Here is a 17,315-nt window from a genome sequence, read left to right as displayed (position 1 = left end):
GTCAGTCCGCGGGCACGTCCGGCGGCACCCGGCCGGGGCCGGCCCCGGGCGGGCGGGGCCGGTCCTGCGGGTGCAGCTGGATCGCGATGAGCGCGACGTCGTCACCCGGGTTGGTCGGCAGCATCCGCGCGAGCACCTCGTCGCACAGGTCGTCGAGGTCGCGACCGGCCACCTCGCCGAGGACGGTCTGCAGCCGGTGCAGGCCGTGGTCGATGTCCTCGACCCGGTTCTCCACCAGACCGTCGGTGTAGAGCAGCACCACGCCGTCCGGCGGCAGGCTCACCTCGGCCTCCCGGCGCGGCCCGGCGCGGCGGACGCCGAGCAGCCGGTCCGGGCGGCCGCCGTCGAGGACGGTCACCCGCCCGTCGGGGGAGACCACCATCGGCGGCGGGTGCCCGGCGTTCGACCAGCGCAGCCGGGCCAGCCCGCTCGCCCGCTCGGCGTCGGTCTGCTCCAGGCGGGCCACCACCGCGGTCGCCAGGATCCCCGACTGCAGCGTCTGCAGGACCTGCTCGGCCTCGGTGAGGACCGCCGCCGGCCCGGCGTGGCCGCGGGCGGCCAGCGTCCGCACGATGGTGCGGGCCTGGCCCATCGCGGCGGCGGCCTGCACGTCGTGACCGACGACGTCCCCGATGACCAGCACCGTGGCACCCGAGGGCTGCAGGAACGCGTCGTACCAGTCGCCGCCGACCTCGGCCGCCTGGGCCGCCGGCACGTAGCGCACGACGACCTGCCCGTGCTCGGGCTGCGGCGGCGGGGTGAGCAGGGACCGCTGGAAGCCCTCGGCCAGGTCGCGCTGCTGCCGGTAGAGGCGGGCGTTGTCCAGCACCAGACCCGCGCGGGTGGCGACGTGCCGGGCGGTGAGGAGGTCCTCCGGGGTGAAGGGGCCGCGGTCGGCGCCGTTGGCCAGGGTGAGCATCCCGACCGGGCCGGTGCGCCCGGGCAGCGGCAGCACCACGATGGCCTCCGGGGCCAGGGTGGTGACCATGTCGTGCAGCGGTCCGGGCGGCAGCACGCGCCGTACCTCGGCCGCGGCGTCGCGGGCCACCAGCTGCACCTGCCCGCCGCGCACGGCGCGCAGGATGAGCGCGTCGTCGGTGAGCGCGGCCAGCCGCGCCTGGGCGTAGGCCTCGACCACCGGCCGCAGCGCCGGGTCGACGTGCCAGGTCGCGGTGGTGCGCAGCCCGCGGCGCGTCCCGGCCGCGCGGTCGTCGTCGATGAGGGTGACGATGGCGAGGTCGGCGACGGCGGGCAGCACCATCCGCGCGAGCCGGCCGATGGCCTCCTCGGCGTCCAGGGTGCCCACCAGCTCCTCGGTGATCCGGTTGAGCAGCCCCTCCCGCGCCGCGGCCCGCTCGGCCTGCTGCTGGACGGCGCGCCGGGCGGAGACGTCCAGGAAGTACAACGCCAGCCCGTCGGGGGTGGGCGTGGCGCGCACCTCGACCCAGATGTCGAGCGGCGCGGGGTAGTAGGCGTCGAAGACGACCGGCCGCCCGGTCCCGGCCGCGCGCCGGAAGTTCACCTCGAACTCGCTGTCGACCGCCTCGGGGAACCGCTCCCAGATGTCGCGGCCCAGCAGGTCCTCGCGCGGGGCACCGATGATCCGCTCGGCCTCGGCGTTGACGTGGGTGATCACCCAGTCGCGGTCCAGCGTGGCGAAGCCGACGGCCATGCCCTCGATCAGCTGCGCGACGCGCTCCTGGCCGGCCCGCCGCTCGGTGATGTCCCAGGCCGCACCCAGCAGGCGGACGGTCGCGCCCTGCTCGCTCCCCAGCGCCCGCCCGCGGGCGGCCACCCACCGCAGCCCCCCGTCCGGGAGCCGGACGCGGTACTCGGTGGCGAAGTCGCCACGGGTGTCGATGGCCTGCTGCAGCAGGCCGGTGATCCGGGGCAGGTCCGCGGGGTGCAACCGACGGCGGAACGCCTCGATGGTGCCCTCGAAGTCGGCCGGCGTGTACCCGAACATCTCGATCAGCCGGTCGTCCCAGCTCAGGCCGCCGGTGGTCAGGTCCCAGTCGAAGGTGCCCACGCCGGCGGCGGTGATCGCCAGGTCCAGCAGGGCACGCCGGGCGTCCGCGGGATCGTCGACGACGTCGGGCAACGGCTCGGCGCTGCTCGTGCCCTCGGCGCTCATCCGGTCCCGTCCCCCGTCAGCCAGCTCGGCTCGCCCGATGGTGCCGGGCTCCCCATTGTGGACGACCCGGCCCGCGGGCACCGCGCGGAACGACCCCGGGGTGCACCGCCGCGTGCGGGCAGCACACGAGGCGGACCGTCCGGTGCCTGAGGGGTGACGGCAACGTCGCTGGCGGGTCGTCGGCCGTCACCGGACAGGGCCCGCCACGAGCTGGGCTCGTGCGAGAGGCGGGCCGGCCCGTCCAGCCGACCCGCCTCTGACCTGCGGTCCCACTGTCGGGCCGACGGGACGTGGACCTGCGACCCCTGCCAGGGGCGCGACGCGGGAGCCCCGGGCGAGGCCTCGGAGCGGTGACCGCCGAGCCCGCCGTCCTCAGCCGGGCGCGGGCTCGGCGCCGGCGGCGCGGCTGACCTCGGCCAGGCGCTGCTCCAGGAAGGCGCGCTCCGCGGCGTTCGCGGTGAGCTCCATCGCGCGCCGGTACGACTGAGCCGCGCCGGCGGCGTCGCCGAGGCGGCGCAGCAGGTCGGCGCGGGTGGCGGGGAGGTAGGGGTAGTCGGCGAGCCGGGGATCGGTCGCCAGCTCGTCGAGGAGCGGCAGGGCGGCGGCCGGACCGTCGGCGAACGCCACGGCGGCGGCCCGGTTGAGCGCGACCACCGGGGTGTTCCACACCGCCAGCAACCGGTCGTAGAGGTGCACGACGCGCGGCCAGTCGGTCTGCTCCAGGGACGGCGCCATCGCGTGCACGCCGGCGATCGCCGCCTGCAGGGTGAACCGCCCCGGTGGGCCGGACGCCAGGGCCCCGGCCGTCACCGTGAGCCCCTCCAGGATCGCGCGCTGGTCCCAGCGCGTCCGGTCCTGGTCGGCGAGCAGGAGCAGCCGGCCCTGCTCGTCGGTCCGGGTGGCCCGGCGCGCGTCGGTGAGGAGCAGCAGGCCCAGCAGGCCGCGGGTCTCGGCCTGCTCGGGGAGCAGCGCGGCGAGGGTGCGCGCGAGGTGCAGGGCCCGGTCGCAGAGCTCCTCACGGACGAGCGCGTCCCCCTCGCCGGCCGTGTGGCCGGTGCTGAAGAGCAGGTGGACGGCGGTGAGCACGCTGTCCAGGCGCTCGGGCAGCTCCGCCCGGCCCGGAACCCGGTAGGGGATCCGCGCTTCGGTGATCTTCTTCTTGGCCCGGGTGATCCGTGCCGCCATCGTCGGCTCGGACACCAGGAAGGCCCGGGCGACGTCGGGCGTGGGAACGCCGCAGACCAGGCGCAGGGTGAGGGCGACGCGGGCCTCGGGGGCGAGGGTGGGGTGGCAGCAGGTGAACACCAGCCGGAGCCGGTCGTCCGGCACCGCGGCGTCGGGCCCGTCCGGGTCGGCCGGGTCGTGCGGATCGACGGTCGCCGGCTCCACGAGCAGCGGGAGCTTGCGCCGGAGGGTGACCTCGCGACGCAACCGGTCCAGCGCCTGGTTCCGCGCCGCCGTGGTCAGCCACGCGCCGGGCCGCTCCGGGACGCCGTCCCGGGTCCAGGCCTGCAGCGCGCTGACGTACGCCTCCTGCGCGCACTCCTCCGCGAGGTCCAGGTCACCCGCGACGCGCACCGTGGCGGACAGCACGAAGGCCCACTCGGAGCGGTGGGCCTGCGCCAGCGCGGCAGCGACCGCGTCCGCCTGCACGGCGGACGCGGTCGGCTGGGCGTCGCGGGGAGCGGTCAGAACGGGTTCGCCTGCGTCGGGTCCACGACCGGGCGGACCTCGACGCCGCCGAAGGGGGCCGGGCACAGCTTGGCGATCTCGACGGCGTGGTCGAGGTCGCGCGCCTCGACGACGTAGAAGCCGCCGAGGGCCTCCTTGGTCTCGACGAACGGGCCGTCCGTCACGGTGTTGCCACCCCTGATCGAGGTGGCCGACGTCGTGGCCGCGAGCGCCGCCCCGCTGTCCATGGACCCGCCGAGCTCGAAGACCCCCTTGACGAACGAGCTGTGCGCGTCGATCACCGCGCCCCACGCCTCGGGCGACATGTTCGCGTAGCCAGCCGGGTCGTCGTAGATGAGGATCGCGTACTTGGCCATGGAGCTGCCTCCTGCACTGGGTCGCGGGCCGGCCTGTCCGGCTCCGTCATCAGTGACGACGAACACCCTGCCGCCGGATCGACAGCCAGGCCTGGATTTCCTCCAAGATCTTCCCGGCGCCGCCGCCGCCGTGCGTGCCGGAGTCCGCTCCGCGTGCTGACGTGCACTCCAGCGGCCCCACCTGACGCTCCGCCTCGCCGCGGAGCGGCGCGACGGGATGCCGCCCGCCGACGCCCAGGTGGCTGCTGCTCGGGGCGCCGGCGGCACTGTTGCCGGGTCGGACTGCCCGCGCCGGCGCGTCACCTGGTCACGCCCCGAGACCAGCCCAGCAGAGGCACCTGCCGCCGCCGGTGCGACGGTGGCTCCCCGACCGTGAGCACTCGAGCCCCGCTGCGACGCCCCCAGCGAGGTGATGGACCAGCCCGCACGTCAGCCGGCATGGTCACGACCACCGCGAAGCAACACGCGACGAGCTGCACAACGCCCTGGAACGCGATCCTCCCCATCGCTCCGGCCTCGACCTGTCCTCCGCGGACGCCAGTCCGCCCCGACCAGCGCAGGACGCGGTGAGAGGTGGATCAACACCAGCGGCCGGAGGACACTCCGGTTCTCCTCCAGCCGGTCCCCGCATCGTCGCGAGCGCAGCCGGACGTGCCGAAGCCGAGCCCTCAGTCCCGGGAGCCGGGCGATGCCGATGAGACCGCCGTCGAACGCGCCGCGCCGGCGACGACATCGCCCACCACGACCTCACGCCAGGAGAGCGACGGGAAGTCGTCCGCTGTCCCATCGGCCGAGGAAGCTCGACACGGGACATCGCCGCCCGACACGGCACGACGAAGCGCACCGTCTCCCGTCGGCGTGCACCCTCCGGCGCGGCAGGATCCTCGGGCTGCGAGCCGTGACGTCCAGCGATCTCCCAGCGACCGTCCAGTGAGCCGTCAGTCCTCCGACGCACCGTCGAGATGTCGCGGCGGACGGCCGCACGGATCGAGGACTGGAGAGCAGTGACTTCCTACGGACCCCCGCGTGCCCCCGGCGGCCACCCACAGCCGGTCGCATCCGACCTCCGCCGGACGACCTCGCCTCACCCGCTGTGGTACCCGGCAACAGGGCACTCCCGGAGCACGCCGCCTCCCGCGTGGGGACCGGTACCGGCCGGAGCAACGAGCCACCCCGGGCCACCCCGCTCGACCGGACGCCTCCGGATGGGGGTCGCCGGTCTGCTCGCCGGCGCCTTCATCGGCGCCGGCACCGGTGCCGGGGCGGCCGTCCTCCTCGACGACGCCAGCGGGGCGGCGACCGGGGCGAGCAGCACGCAGAGCGTGGTGGTCGAGGACCCGGAGACGGCGACCGCGGTGAGCACGGCTGCTGCCACGGCCAGCCCGAGCGTGGTCACCGTCTACGTCACCACCTCCGCAGGTGCCGGCAGCGGCTCGGGCGTCGTCCTGACCGAGGACGGCTACGTGCTGACCAACGACCACGTGGTCGCCGCCGGCGGTGGTGGCCCAGCCGACGTCCAGGTACGCACCGCCGACGGAACGCTGTACGAGGCCACCGTCGTCGGCACCGAACCGTCCGTGGACCTCGCCGTCCTGCGCCTGTCCGGTGCGGGCGACCTGACCCCGGCGACCTTCGCGAACTCGGCCCAGGTGCGGGTGGGTGACCTCGCCGTGGCCATCGGCGCACCGCTCGGGCTGTCCGACACGGTCACCAACGGGATCGTCAGCGCCCTCCACCGGCCGGTGACCGCCGGCGGGGGCGGCGGCGAGGCAACCGTCATCGACGCCCTGCAGACCGACGCCGCGATCAACCCGGGCAACTCCGGTGGCGCCCTGGTCGACGCCGCCGGTGAGGTGATCGGCATCAACACCGCCATCGCCACCGTGCCCGCCGGCCCGGGCGGACAGGCCTCCGGCGGCAACATCGGAGTCGGCTTCGCCATCCCCAGCAACACCGCGCAGCGCATCGCCGGGGAGATCATCGCCGACGGCTCGGCCAGCACGGCGTTGTTGGGCGTCAACGTCCAGACCGCCGCCGCCGACGGCAACCCCACCATCGGCACGGGCGCCGAGATCGTCCAGGTGCAACCTGGCAGCTCGGGCGCCGATGCTGGCCTGCAGGCCGGGGATGTGGTCACCGCCATCGGCGACCGCCCCGTCACCACCTCGACGGAGTTGACCGCCGCAGTGCGCGGCACGGCGCCCGGCAGCGAGGTCACCCTCGACGTCGAGCGTGGGGACACGACCAACGAGGTCGAGGTCACCCTCGGCGGCACCACGACCTGACGGGCTGGACCTCCGGGCACGTCGAGGCGGGGGCCGGCGCACACGTGCACCGGCCCCCGCCTCGACATCTGTCGTGCGGTTCAGCGAGGGGCTCGCTCCGGTCGAGGACGCATCCCGGCGGACCGGTTCCGCTCCGCACGTCGACGACGCCTCCCCGCGCGAGGAGGCGGACCAGTTCGGGCGACTCACGCATCAGCGCGCGTTCGATCTCCCCGAGCCGGTGCCGTTCGGCGTGCCGTGCGCGACCCTCACCGGACGCCCGTCCGGTCGGCCTCGGGCTCCTTGCCGGGCCACGTCTTGGCGCCGAGCACCCCGCCGATGGCCGCGGCGACGACCGACAGGCCGAGACCGAGCACCGCCCAGCTGGCGCCCGAGCGTGCCACGTCGGCGGCCTGACCGGCCGCGACGTCCGGGACGTCGGCCTGCTGGATGCTCGCGACGTCGGTGAGCGCGCCGGCCAGCGAGCCGAAGAGGGCACCGCCACCGAAGAGCGTCAGGAAGACCAGCGTCACCACGGTGAGCGCCCACACGAGGATCCCGTGCAGGAGGCCCTCGCTGAGACCCCGCCACAGGGCGGTGGCGCTCGCCGTCAGGCCGCCGAGGAACAGGGCGACCAGCCCGTTGACCCCACTGATCCAGTCGGCGTTGTTCCCTCCTGCGCCAGGGCCGACGTCCCACCACCCCACCGCCAGCGTCGCCAGCTGGAGCAGGAGGAACGTCGGGACGGCGACGACCAGCCCGGCCCACACCGGCCCCCACCGGACTCGGTCCCGCCGCGCCGGTGGCGTCCACGGTGTGGAGCCGTCCGGCTCCACACCGGCGGCCCGGGTCGCCCCCTCGGTGGTCACCAGCGGCCGCTCGTCCGCGACGTTGCCGTGGAAGGTGGTCTCGGTCTGTGTGCGACTCTCCGTCATGTCCGTCGTTCCTCTCCTGTGGTACGCGATCTGCAGGGCGATGAGCGATCGACGTCGGCGGTGAACAGGGCGCCGATGCGCGGTGCGGCCCGATGGCCACGGGCAGGCGGCCGTCGGCGGACGGCAACTCCTGGAGCCGTCCTGGCATGACGCCGCCTGGCGATCCGGTGGTCCTGATCCCGGGCCGCCGCCCCGGGGGTGTCGGAAGACGTCCTCCTGTGCGCGTCCGCGCCAGTGCGACCTCCGCCCGTTCCCACGCGCTGCTGCATGGATCCCGGGACGACGTGGCCCTACCCCGCCGACCGACGCCCGGAGGGCGGATCGGCGAGCTGTCACGAGACCGCAACACATCCCGACGGCTCTGTCGCCCGCGGCCTCGGCCACCACCGGTGCCGCTCTGTCGGTCGACGCCGGCTCCACCGGCCGACCTGGTACGGGGAGCTGGACACGTCGTCGTGCCGGGTGGCCCGCCGGCCACCCGGTCGGTCCAGGACTCGACCGACTGCCCGTACCCGCCCGCTCGGCTGAGACGACCACGTCCCGCTCGACCATCTGCGGACTCCGAGGTCCGACGTGCTCCGACGAGGTCGGAGACGTCGCCGCGGTGCTCGGCTCCCGAGACCTCCGACCGGGAGCCCGGGCTGGACGGCGGGAGCTGCTCCGTACCCGTCGTCCTGAGGGCCGGGCCCGTTACGACTGCGTGACACCTGGTCCTGTCGGCGTAGGTCGGCACCGCGACGCGGGCATGGGCTCAGACGACCGTCCGCCTCCTCGAGAGGAACTGCGCCATGCACCGCACGCTGCTGCCGGCAGCCGCCGTCCTGCTCGCCCTGACCGCCTGCGCGGCCGACGACGGCGAGCAGTTGCGCGAGGACCTGGCCGCGGTGACGGCGGCGGAGGCAGCGCCGCGGGTACCCGACAGCGGAGAGGGCGAGGGACCCGAGGAGGAGCAGGACGACCGGGCGGTGCTGGAGCCGGCGGAGGTCCCCACCGACCTGGTCGACCCCGAGGGCAGCGTGATCGGCACGGCCTACCTGCGCGACGAGCAACGGGGCACCGAGGTCGAGGTCGAGGTCATGGGCATGACCCCCGGGTTCCACGGGGTGGGGCTCTACGACGTCGGGGCATGCGACGCAGCCGGCGCGCCGGCCGAGGCGTTCTCCTCCGTCGGCGAGCTGCTCACCCCCCTCCCCCCGGTCCTGGTCCTGGACAACGGCGTCGGGGTCACCACCGCGCTGGTCGACTCGGCCCCCGTCGTGGAGGAGCTGCTCGTGGGCAACGGGACGGCCGTGGTCATCGGCGACGCCGCAGTCGACCTCGCCGCCGCGCAGGCTCCTCCGGTCGGTTCCCGCATGGCCTGCGCCGCCTTCACAGGCTGAGCCGTGCGAGCTGACCCGCCAGGGACCCCGGGTGGACCGGACCGGTCACCGTGCTCGGACGGTGCACGGACCCGGCGGACACTCCGAGGGGGAGCTCCGTGCAGATCGACCGCAGCCACGTGGTCCAGACGCTGCGCGCCGGCGGCCGCGATGACCAGGCCCGCCGCGCCCAGGAGGTGCTCGACGTGCTCGTCGACAACGTCCGGGACGCCGACCAGCTCCGCGATCTCGGCATCGACCCGGACAGCCGCGCACAGGGCGGCGGCCTCGCCCTGCGCTGACCATCGCCCTCGTCGAGTGCGGGGTGTGCGTGGCAGTTCACACCCGCGAGAAGGCCCCGAGACCGGTACCCCCACGACACCCACCACCGCGGGCGAGCCTCTCCGGTCACCCCCCGAACCGTCCCGGGATGACACCTCGGCGACGACGCCACGCGGTGCGACATCCCGTTCCCACCGCGACCCACGGATCCCGGCCGTCGCCGCACGGCCCCCGTCGAGCAGCCCGGACCGACGCCTACAGAGCGCACCCCAGGAGCGCAGATGACCGCCCACCCGATGTCACCGCCGCCACGCTCCCGCCGGCTGGCCGCCGCCCTCGTCGGCGCCACCCTCGTGCTCGGGGCCTGTGGCGAGGACGAGGACAACCCACTGCAGGACGACGAAGTCGAGGTACAGGGTGGCGCGGTCGGCCCTGACGTCATGGTCAACGACGACCTCGAGCTGCTGCAGGTCCAGCTGGCGTACCCCCTCGACGGCACGTACGAGGAGGGCGAGGCCGCCCGCCTGTTCTTCGCGGTGAGCAACACCGGCAGCGAGCCGGCCACGATCACCGACATCAGCGGTCCGGACTTCTCCGGCGTCCAGGTGGAGAAGACCGACGGCCAGGGCCTGCCGTTGCAGGTCGACGCCGACGACAACCTCTACGTCGGCGCCGAGGGCCCGCCGGACGTGACCCTGCTCGACCTCGACCGGTCCCTGCGCTCCTCGCAGTCGATCCCGGTCACCTTCACCTTCGCCGAGGCCGGAGAGATCACCGTCGACGCCATGGTCTCCGCGGAGGAGGACCCGGCCGTTCCACCGTTCGACTTCCCAGACGACGACCCCGACCAGGACCCCACCGACGACGACTCCCCGGCACCCAGCCCGACCTCCCCCACCGGGTGACCCGGGTCTGTGGGACGACGCCGGAGCCGCGACCGTCGATGGTGGCCAGGCACCGCCAGCGGTCGGTGAGCGGATGACGCCTCCGCCGGCACGGTCCGGCGGTCGACCGCGGCTGCCTGCCCTGCGGGACCCAGCCGTGGGCGCCGACGGGGGACGACAGCGAGGACGGGAGACGACATGCGCAGGACGGGACGGCCGCTGTCCGGTGCGGTGCTGGCCGTGGGGCTCGGGCTGACCGGCTGGAGTGACGCCGAGACCGCGAGCACCGACCCGGCGCCGACCGGGTGTGGAGACGTCGGCTCCCCCGACGGCTCTCACGAACGCGCCCCGCGCGTCCGACGTGCCGCCGTCCTCCGCCGCGGCCTCAGCGACTGCCTCCTGCTGGCCACCTGGGCATCGGTGCAGCACGGAGCACGCCACGAGCGGTGGTGCACCGTGGTCCGGGTGGGCGGACTCGACCCTGTGGTCCGGCCCGTGCTCGTCACCCGGGCGCCCCGCGGACCCGTCGCCGGGTGCGTCCGGCCGGCTCCGCTGCGCGCGAGGACCGGGGAGGTGGACGCCCTCCCGCACCTCGACGTCCCGCCCGGGACGACCACGGCGCGGCGCAGGGGACACCGCGTTCCCGGATGACCGCCACCCGGTCCCGCCGGGAGCCGTTCCGCCCGGCAGACGCACAGCCCGACGTCGGCGCGGCGCTCCCCCGCTCACCCCGGGCCCCGCTGCCCCGGACTCTCCGTGGGCGAGCCACCCTCGCCTTCACCGTGGTGACCGTGGTGGTGTGCGGTGTCCTCACGGTCGCCGTCTGGGTCGCGGTCTCGCAGTACCTGCTCCTGCAGCGCGAACGGACCACGCTGCTCCAGACCACCGACAACGCCGCGCAGGTGGAGCGTGCGCTGACCACGGAGGGCCTGCCCGTCCCCCAGGTGCTCGCCCAGCTCCCGCGCGAGTCCGGATCCGTCTCGCTGTTCGTGGACGACGGCGCCTGGCAGACGACGTCCCTGCTCCTCGGCCGGGACGACGTCCCCACCGAGCTGGCCGAGACCGTGCTGGGCGGCACCCCCGCGCGGCAGCGGATCGCGGTGGAGGGCACCACGGTGATGGCCGTCGGTATCCCGTTCCCCGGCGCGGACCGGGCCTACTTCGAGGTCTTCCCGCTGACGGAGCTGGACCGCACGTACCGCGTCCTGAGCACGGTGCTCGCCCTGGCGATCGCCGGTCTGGTGCCTCTGCTGCTCGTCATCGGCTGGTGGGTGACCGGCCCGGCGCTCCGTCCCCTCCACCGGGTCGCGGCGGCGGCCGAGGCGATCGCCGGTGGTGACCTCTCCGCCCGCATCGACCCCCGGGGGGATCCCTCGCTCGTCCCCATCGCGTCGTCCTTCAACCGGACGGCGGCCGCGCTGGAGACACGGGTGCGCGCGGACGCGCGCTTCGCGGCCGACGTGAGCCACGAGCTGCGCAGCCCGCTGACGGCGATGATGGGCGCGGTGGACCTGGTGGAGGGCGCCGCCGACGGGCTGGCCCCCGACGGCCGGGAGGCCCTGACGCTGCTGCGTGACGAGGTGCTGCGCTTCGAGCGCCTCGTCGCCGACCTCCTGGAGATTTCCCGCGCCGACGCGGGCAGCGCCGACCTCGCCGTCGAAGAGGTCCGTCTCGCCGCCCTGGTCCGCGAGGCCCTGACACGGCGACGGCTGGCGGGACGACCGACCGCGCGGCTCGAGGTCCCGGCGGAGGCCGCTGAGGTGGTCATCCGGGCGGACAAGCGCCGGCTCGAGCGCGTGCTGAACAACCTGATGGACAACGCCGACGCGCACGGCGGGGGCCTGACCGGCATCACCGTCACGTGCAGCGGGGACACCGCGTGCGTCCTGGTGGACGACGACGGTCCGGGGATCCCACCGGCGGAGCGGAACAGGGTCCTCGAACGGTTCGCCCGGGGCAGCGGCAGCACGCGCACCCGGACCGAGGGAGCGGGGCTCGGCCTGGCTCTCGTGGCCCGGCACGTGCAGGCGATGGGCGGGACGGTGACCGTCCACGACAGCCCGTCGGGCGGCGCTCGGTTCGTCGTCGGGCTGCCGTTGCACCCGGTGCCGTGACCGGCGCACGGGGCGGGCGGCGGCTCCTGCCGGCCGCGTCTGCCGGGCTGCTCCTGTCCCTGCTCCTCGCAGGGTGCGGGGTTGGTCCGCAGGACCGGCCGGAGCCGGTGACGACCGCGGCCCGGACACCGACGGGGACCGGCATCGACGCGCGCTCCAGCGGCCCACGGCTGACCGTCTACTTCGTGCGGGGTGCCGTCCTGGCCCCGGTCGAACGGCCCGCCGGTGCGGCCACCACCGCCGCAGCACTGGAGCACCTGGTGTCCGGGCCGACGCCGAGGGAGGCGGACGGCGGCATCCGGACGGCGCTCCCCCCGGAGGTCATCGAGGTCGACGAGGACCTCCCCGAGGGTCTGACCACCGTCTCGGTGACCCGTGGGTTCACCGGGCTCGCCGGCGGCGACCAGCTCCTCGCCGTGGCCCAGGTGGTCTGGACGCTCACCGAGTTCCCCAGGGTCACCGAGGTCCGCTTCGTGGTGGAGGACCAACCGGTCGAGGTGCCGGCCGACGACGGCCTGACCGACCAGCCGGTCGACCGCGACGACTACCGGTCGTGGCCCCGGCGGAGCCGACGCCGACCACACCGCCCCCCGGCGGTGCGGACGGAGTGGGACCGGCCACCAGTTCGCCACCGCGGTGACGCGACCACGCGCCGACCTCCGCTGGCGTGACCACGGCTGGACGGGGCCCGTCCGCGTCACAGGAGCGTCACGCCCGCTCGGGCCGCTGTGACAGGTCCATGGCGGTGTACCCCACACCCGTTCCCCGGGCAGCCACACCGGGGCACACCGGTGGGCGCCCACACCGTCGTTCCCGGACGGCGGTCCCGTACAGCCCGCCACAGCCGGAGGACCCGATGGCGGACCGTCCGCGCACCACCGCATCGCGCGTCCTGCTCCACCGCGACCGCACCGCCCGCGAGCAGGTGGACCCCGCTGCCAGAGAGTGCGGTCCCCGGCGTCGGGCTCCCGGCGGCGTGGGGATCCGCGCGATCTCCCGGCTCCTGGCGCTGCTCCTGGTGGCCGTGGTGGCCGGATGCGGTCTCCGGGCCGGCGGGCCGGTCCAGGAGGTCGCCGTGCCGAGTGTCCCGCCCGGACCGGCCGATGCCGGCCCTCGGCCGGGGTGGCGCGAGGTCGCCGTCTTCTTCGTGCGGGACGTGCGCCTCGAGGCGGTCCCCCGCCAGGTCGCGGAGTGGCGGCCGCAGACGGCGGTGGACCTCCTGCTGGCGGGTCCGACGCAGGCCGAGGTGGTGTCGGGCCTGCGCACCGCACTGGGTCCGCAGGACGTGGCGGTGCTGTCCGGACCCGACGGGAGCGGGACCGCCGTCGTGGCGGTCAGCCGGGAGTTCGCCGGCCTGGGCGGCGGCAACCAGCTGCTGGCCGTGGCCCAGCTGGTGTGGACGGTGACCCAGTTCCCCGAGGTCGACCGGGTGCGCGTCAGCCTGGACGGCGTACTCCTGGAGGTACCGACGGACCGGGGGCTGACCGACCGACCGGTGAGCCGGGCCGACTACGGGTCGGTCGCCTCGCGTCCGGTCGAGGTCGCCCCTCCGTCGCCGATGACGCCGGCGCCGGCGCCGGCGCCGGACCCTCCTCCGACCGATCCACCGGGCCGGATGACCGGGTCCGTCCCCCGCGGGACCGGCGATCCCGCTTCCCCACCGCCATGACCGCGAGCAGACGGGGAGATCCTGGTGCCGGACCTGCTCCACCGATGCTGCTGGACGGCTACGGGGCCAGGCACGTGACCGGGCAGCCGAGGGGCGGGTGTCACCAGCGCGTCACAACCGTCCGTCGAGGATGACGATCCTCTGACGCCCGGGCGGCCAACCGGTCGGCAGCTCCCGGGCCGGGCACACCGCCGGCACAGTCGGGACGCGGACCTGGCCGCCGTGCCGTCCCAGGACGCGCCGGGTCCGCCCCGTCCACCCGTCGGGCGCGCCCCGACCGACCCGCGGATGTGCAGCGATGAGTCAGTGGACCGACCCGGCCCCGGAGCAGGGACCCGTGCGGCGACCGCCGGCACACCCACGCGCTCCAGGCGGGGAGGGCGCGGCTCCGGACGGCGTGGCCGGCAGGGCAGCCGACGCACCGGCCAGGACCGGCGCCCCTCCCCCGGCACACCTGGCGCACCGCGACGTGCCGTCCTGGGCCGTGCGGACCCTGCTCACCGGTGCCGCGCTACTGGCGTTCGCCGCCGTGGGGTGGCTGCTGTTCTGGTTCCTCCTCCTGGTCCCGCTGGTCACCGTGACCGCCGCCGTGGCGCTGCTGCTCGCCGCCCTGGTCCATCCGGTGGCGCGGCTGCTGCACCGGCTGGGGACGCCGCAGGCGCTGGCTGCCCTCCTGTCGGTGCTCCTCCTCCTCACGGTGCTCGGCGGCGTCGGTTCCCTGGTGGGCTTCCGCGTCACCGCGAGGCTCGGCGACCTGACCGCGCCGCTGGCCGCCGGCATCGACCGGATCCGGGTGTGGCTGATCGAGGGGCCGCTGGGGCTGGATCCGCAACAGGTCACCGGCATCCGCAACGCGGCGGTGGACCAGCTCTACCAGCTGGCGCCCGCGCCGTCGGCCGTGGCGCAGATGGCCCTGTCCGTGCTGGCCGCGGTGGTCCTCGCCGTCTTCCTGCTCTTCTTCATGCTCAAGGACGGCGCGCGGATGTGGGCCTGGGCGGTGTCCTGGGTGCCCGACCGGCGGCGTGCGCAGGTCGACGGGGCCGGGCACGCCGCGTGGGAGGTGCTGTCCCTGTACGTGCGCGGGGTCACCGTGGTGGCCCTGATCGACGCGGTGGGCATCGGGATCGGCCTGTTCCTCCTCGGCGTGCCGCTGTGGGTCTCCCTGACCCTGCTCACCTTCGTCGGCGCCTTCGTCCCGCTCATCGGGGCCACGGTCAGCGGCGCCGTCGCCGTGCTCGTCACCCTGGTGACCAACGGCCCCACCGACGCGGTCATCGTGCTCGTCATCGTCCTGGTGGTGCAGCAGGTCGAGGGCAACCTGCTGCAGCCGCTCATCGTCGGGCGCACCCTGCACCTGCACCCCGTGGCCGTTCTCGTCGCGGTCACCGCCGGCACCCTGCTGTGGGGGCTGGCCGGGGCCCTGCTGGCCACACCGTCCATGGCCGTCGCGTACCGGGTCGCCGACCACCTGCGCACGCACCCTCCCGCGTCCGTGGAACGGTCCGATGCGGCGCCGGGGGCCGTGCCGGCCGACCGTCCGGACCTGGTTGCGGCCTCCGGCGCCACCCCCGTCGGAGCCGTCGACGACGTCTGGCCGCCACACCCGCACCGTCCCGCCTGACCGACGGCCTCGAGGGCACCCGCACGCGACGGCGCCCCGCCGCCGGCACACGGTCCTGGGGACCGGGCCGGCCGCGAGGCGCCGCGGACCGTGGGGCCGATCAGTTCCCGGTCTGCTCCTGCAGCACCTCCACGCGGTCGGCAGCCATGGCGACCTCGCCGTCGAACGTGTCGAAGAAGACGTCCGGGTCGTCGAACAGCTCGTCGGCAGCGATGCCGAAGTCCTGCTCGAAGGTGTCCCGCTGGACCTGTACCACTGTGCCGGACACCCGGACGACGTCATCGGTCTCCAGCTGGGCCGGCGGGCTGGCACTGACCACGGCGATCGGCTCACCGGTCTCGTTGCCGATCCGGAAGGCGCTGCCGACGTCGCTGCTGGTGATCACCTCGGACACCGCCGCGCTCACCGTGGCGTCCTGACCGATCAGGGACTGGGCGTCGTCGAAGACGCCGGCCTCGTCCTCGACGACGCCGGCCTCGCCCTCGGCAGTCGGGTCGACCGACGCGCCGGCATCCGCCGGCGCGTCCTCCAGGACGCCGACGCGCTCCTCGAGCGCACCCAGGTCGTCCTCGATGCCCTGCAGGTCCTCGGTGGTGACACCCCCGGCCTCCGGGCCGGCCGAGTCGCCACAGGCGGCCAGACCGCCCATGCCGATGGCCGCTGCCACGACAGCGGTGGCGGTACGGCTGGCCCGTCGCGTGCCCCGGGACGTCAAGCGCCGACTCGTGCTCATGGTCACTCCTCTGCTCGATCGCGGGCTGTCTCGCGCAGCGCCGCTCGTTCTCTGACGCCGTCTGCGTGCCCGGCCCCAGCGTGGGGACGCTGACCGAGGTGGTTCCGACACCGTTCCGCAAGGCCCGCGCAACACACCCGGAGGACCTGTCATCTGATCGGCGGTCCGCCGTGGGAACCCGTGTCGGGGGCCACCGTCGAGGGGGTCCGCGCTGCGCGCAGCGGCGGCTCGCGGGCTCCTCCGTGGTGACCGTGACCTCCGGCGTGCGGTCGGCCGGCTCGCGGTCGACGACGTGGTCGTCGGTCATGGTCGCGCCGGTGGCGGGAGAGTCCTGCGCAGGCGTGACCACGCGGTCGGAGCCCGGCGCCCGGTGGTGGAGGCGGAACGGGAGAGCAGGAACACCGGCCGCGCGCTCGACGGCCTCAGCGGTCCGGTGGTCATGCAGCCGTCATGCTCTGCGTCGCTCCCGGCGCTCTCGGGTGTCAGCTGGGTGACGAAGGTGCCCGTGGGTGGCTGCGCCGCCGGCCCCGCGGAGACGGTGGGGAGGACCTGACCGACACCGGGGACTCCCCGGCGCACCGAGAGGACGCCCATGCGCTCCACCCCGACCCCTCGCTCCCGCACCGCCCGGGCCACCGTGGCGACCGTTGCGGCGTTCGCAACCGTGGGGCTGGCCGCCTGCGGCGACACCGCCGGCGACGAGGCCGGCGCCGACGTCGAGGAGGTCACCGAGGACGACGCGGCGGCCGCCGGCCCCTACGACGGCGCCTACGACAGCGCCTTCTACGGAGACGTCACCTCCTACGTCGACGAGCAGGTCACCCTCTCCGCCGACGTCAACGAGGTGATCACCCCCGAGGCGTTCACCATCGCCGGCGCCGACGACACCACCGTCGAGCCGCTGTTGGTGGTCGGCGCGACGGGCGACGACCAGCTCTCCCCCGAGACCACCGTCGAGGTGACCGGCACCGTCATGGAGGGCTTCACCGTCACCGACGTCGAGCAGGACCTCGGCATCGACCTCGACGACGCGCTGTTCGAGGAGTACGCCGACGAGAACTACGTCGTCGCCGACAGCGTCGAGGTGCTCCAGAACGCACAGGGCTGACGCCACTGCCGTCCGGCCGGGGCCGCGTCCCGGCCGGACGGTCGGCGCAGCTCCGGATCACGAACCGTGGTCGAGGTCCCGGACGAGCTCCGGGGCGGTGAGTCCTCCCGGACCGGAGCCGAGCTCGTGCTGCTCACGGCGCCCCGCGTCGACGGCGGAGGCGGG

At 75.0% G+C, this 17,315-nt stretch carries 14 protein-coding genes; 9 read left to right on the top strand and 5 right to left on the bottom strand.

The annotated features are described in order from the left end of the window. Position 1 precedes the first annotated feature (1 nt). The 3 genes from RTG05_RS10490 to RTG05_RS10480 form a co-directional block, all read right to left on the bottom strand. On the bottom strand, positions 2–2,134 hold the full coding sequence (locus RTG05_RS10490) for a SpoIIE family protein phosphatase (RefSeq protein ID WP_166528577.1): 2,133 nt from the start codon (positions 2,132–2,134) through the stop codon (positions 2–4). Between the two features lie 372 nt (positions 2,135–2,506). Continuing rightward, positions 2,507–3,787, bottom strand: coding sequence for an RNA polymerase sigma factor (locus RTG05_RS10485; protein ID WP_208104903.1), 1,281 nt, complete (start codon positions 3,785–3,787; stop codon positions 2,507–2,509). 35 nt (positions 3,788–3,822) lie between these two features. Then, on the bottom strand, positions 3,823–4,182 hold the full coding sequence (locus tag RTG05_RS10480) for a YciI family protein (RefSeq protein WP_166528576.1): 360 nt from the start codon (positions 4,180–4,182) through the stop codon (positions 3,823–3,825). A 1,205-nt stretch (positions 4,183–5,387) separates the two neighbouring features. Here RTG05_RS10480 and RTG05_RS10475 point away from each other — a divergent pair. Then, positions 5,388–6,467, top strand: coding sequence for a S1C family serine protease (locus tag RTG05_RS10475; protein WP_315912525.1), 1,080 nt, complete (start codon positions 5,388–5,390; stop codon positions 6,465–6,467). A gap of 248 nt (positions 6,468–6,715) precedes the next feature. On the opposite strand, the gene RTG05_RS10470 is transcribed toward RTG05_RS10475, so the two are convergent. Then, on the bottom strand, positions 6,716–7,381 hold the full coding sequence (locus tag RTG05_RS10470; protein WP_208104902.1) for a permease: 666 nt from the start codon (positions 7,379–7,381) through the stop codon (positions 6,716–6,718). Positions 7,382–8,169: 788 nt separating this feature from the next. Here RTG05_RS10470 and RTG05_RS10465 point away from each other — a divergent pair. The 7 genes from RTG05_RS10465 (at position 8,170) to RTG05_RS10435 (ending at position 15,309) form a co-directional block, all read left to right on the top strand. Further along, entirely contained in the window at positions 8,170–8,760 is a 591-nt protein-coding gene (locus RTG05_RS10465) for a superoxide dismutase family protein (RefSeq protein ID WP_166528574.1), read from the top strand. A 98-nt stretch (positions 8,761–8,858) separates the two neighbouring features. Continuing rightward, positions 8,859–9,041 carry a hypothetical protein gene (locus RTG05_RS10460; protein ID WP_166528573.1) on the top strand — a complete coding sequence of 61 codons (183 nt, stop codon included), beginning with the start codon at positions 8,859–8,861 and terminating at the stop codon, positions 9,039–9,041. A gap of 261 nt (positions 9,042–9,302) precedes the next feature. After that, a complete protein-coding gene (locus RTG05_RS10455) occupies positions 9,303–9,926 on the top strand; it encodes a copper chaperone PCu(A)C domain-containing protein (protein WP_166528572.1) in 624 nt (207 codons plus the stop codon). Positions 9,927–10,552: 626 nt separating this feature from the next. Continuing rightward, on the top strand, positions 10,553–12,019 hold the full coding sequence (locus RTG05_RS10450; protein WP_166528571.1) for a sensor histidine kinase: 1,467 nt from the start codon (positions 10,553–10,555) through the stop codon (positions 12,017–12,019). 107 nt (positions 12,020–12,126) lie between these two features. Continuing rightward, a complete protein-coding gene (locus RTG05_RS10445) occupies positions 12,127–12,690 on the top strand; it encodes a GerMN domain-containing protein (protein WP_166528570.1) in 564 nt (187 codons plus the stop codon). Positions 12,691–13,094: 404 nt separating this feature from the next. Beyond that, positions 13,095–13,688 (top strand): GerMN domain-containing protein, encoded by a 594-nt coding sequence (locus tag RTG05_RS10440; protein ID WP_166528569.1) that lies wholly within the window; start codon positions 13,095–13,097, stop codon positions 13,686–13,688. Positions 13,689–14,172: 484 nt separating this feature from the next. Continuing rightward, positions 14,173–15,309, top strand: coding sequence for an AI-2E family transporter (locus RTG05_RS10435; RefSeq protein WP_166528568.1), 1,137 nt, complete (start codon positions 14,173–14,175; stop codon positions 15,307–15,309). 100 nt (positions 15,310–15,409) lie between these two features. Here RTG05_RS10435 and RTG05_RS10430 read toward each other — a convergent pair whose 3' ends face one another. Continuing rightward, on the bottom strand, positions 15,410–15,976 hold the full coding sequence (locus RTG05_RS10430) for a hypothetical protein (RefSeq protein ID WP_166528567.1): 567 nt from the start codon (positions 15,974–15,976) through the stop codon (positions 15,410–15,412). A 658-nt stretch (positions 15,977–16,634) separates the two neighbouring features. Between RTG05_RS10430 and RTG05_RS10425 the strand changes: the two genes are divergently transcribed. Continuing rightward, positions 16,635–17,150: a hypothetical protein gene (locus RTG05_RS10425; protein ID WP_166528566.1), complete on the top strand. Its 516-nt coding sequence runs from the start codon at positions 16,635–16,637 to the stop codon at positions 17,148–17,150. Positions 17,151–17,315 lie beyond the last annotated feature (165 nt).

The sequence above is a fragment of the Geodermatophilus sp. DSM 44513 genome, from assembly GCF_032460525.1.
Lineage (GTDB): Bacteria > Actinomycetota > Actinomycetes > Mycobacteriales > Geodermatophilaceae > Geodermatophilus.
Note: the sequence above shows the minus strand (reverse complement) of the source record. Positions and strands in the feature narration are given on the sequence as shown.

Bases quoted from the DNA above. Each gene is read 5' to 3' on its own strand.
- RTG05_RS10465 (WP_166528574.1), top strand. From the start codon at position 8,170: ATGCACCGCACGCTGCTGCCGGCAGCCGCCGTCCTGCTCGCCCTGACC.
- RTG05_RS10480 (WP_166528576.1), bottom strand. From the start codon at position 4,182: ATGGCCAAGTACGCGATCCTCATCTACGACGACCCGGCTGGCTACGCG.
- RTG05_RS10490 (WP_166528577.1), bottom strand. From the start codon at position 2,134: ATGAGCGCCGAGGGCACGAGCAGCGCCGAGCCGTTGCCCGACGTCGTC.
- RTG05_RS10470 (WP_208104902.1), bottom strand. From the start codon at position 7,381: ATGACGGAGAGTCGCACACAGACCGAGACCACCTTCCACGGCAACGTC.
- RTG05_RS10475 (WP_315912525.1), top strand. From the start codon at position 5,388: ATGGGGGTCGCCGGTCTGCTCGCCGGCGCCTTCATCGGCGCCGGCACC.
- RTG05_RS10455 (WP_166528572.1), top strand. From the start codon at position 9,303: ATGACCGCCCACCCGATGTCACCGCCGCCACGCTCCCGCCGGCTGGCC.
- RTG05_RS10450 (WP_166528571.1), top strand. From the start codon at position 10,553: ATGACCGCCACCCGGTCCCGCCGGGAGCCGTTCCGCCCGGCAGACGCA.
- RTG05_RS10425 (WP_166528566.1), top strand. From the start codon at position 16,635: ATGCGCTCCACCCCGACCCCTCGCTCCCGCACCGCCCGGGCCACCGTG.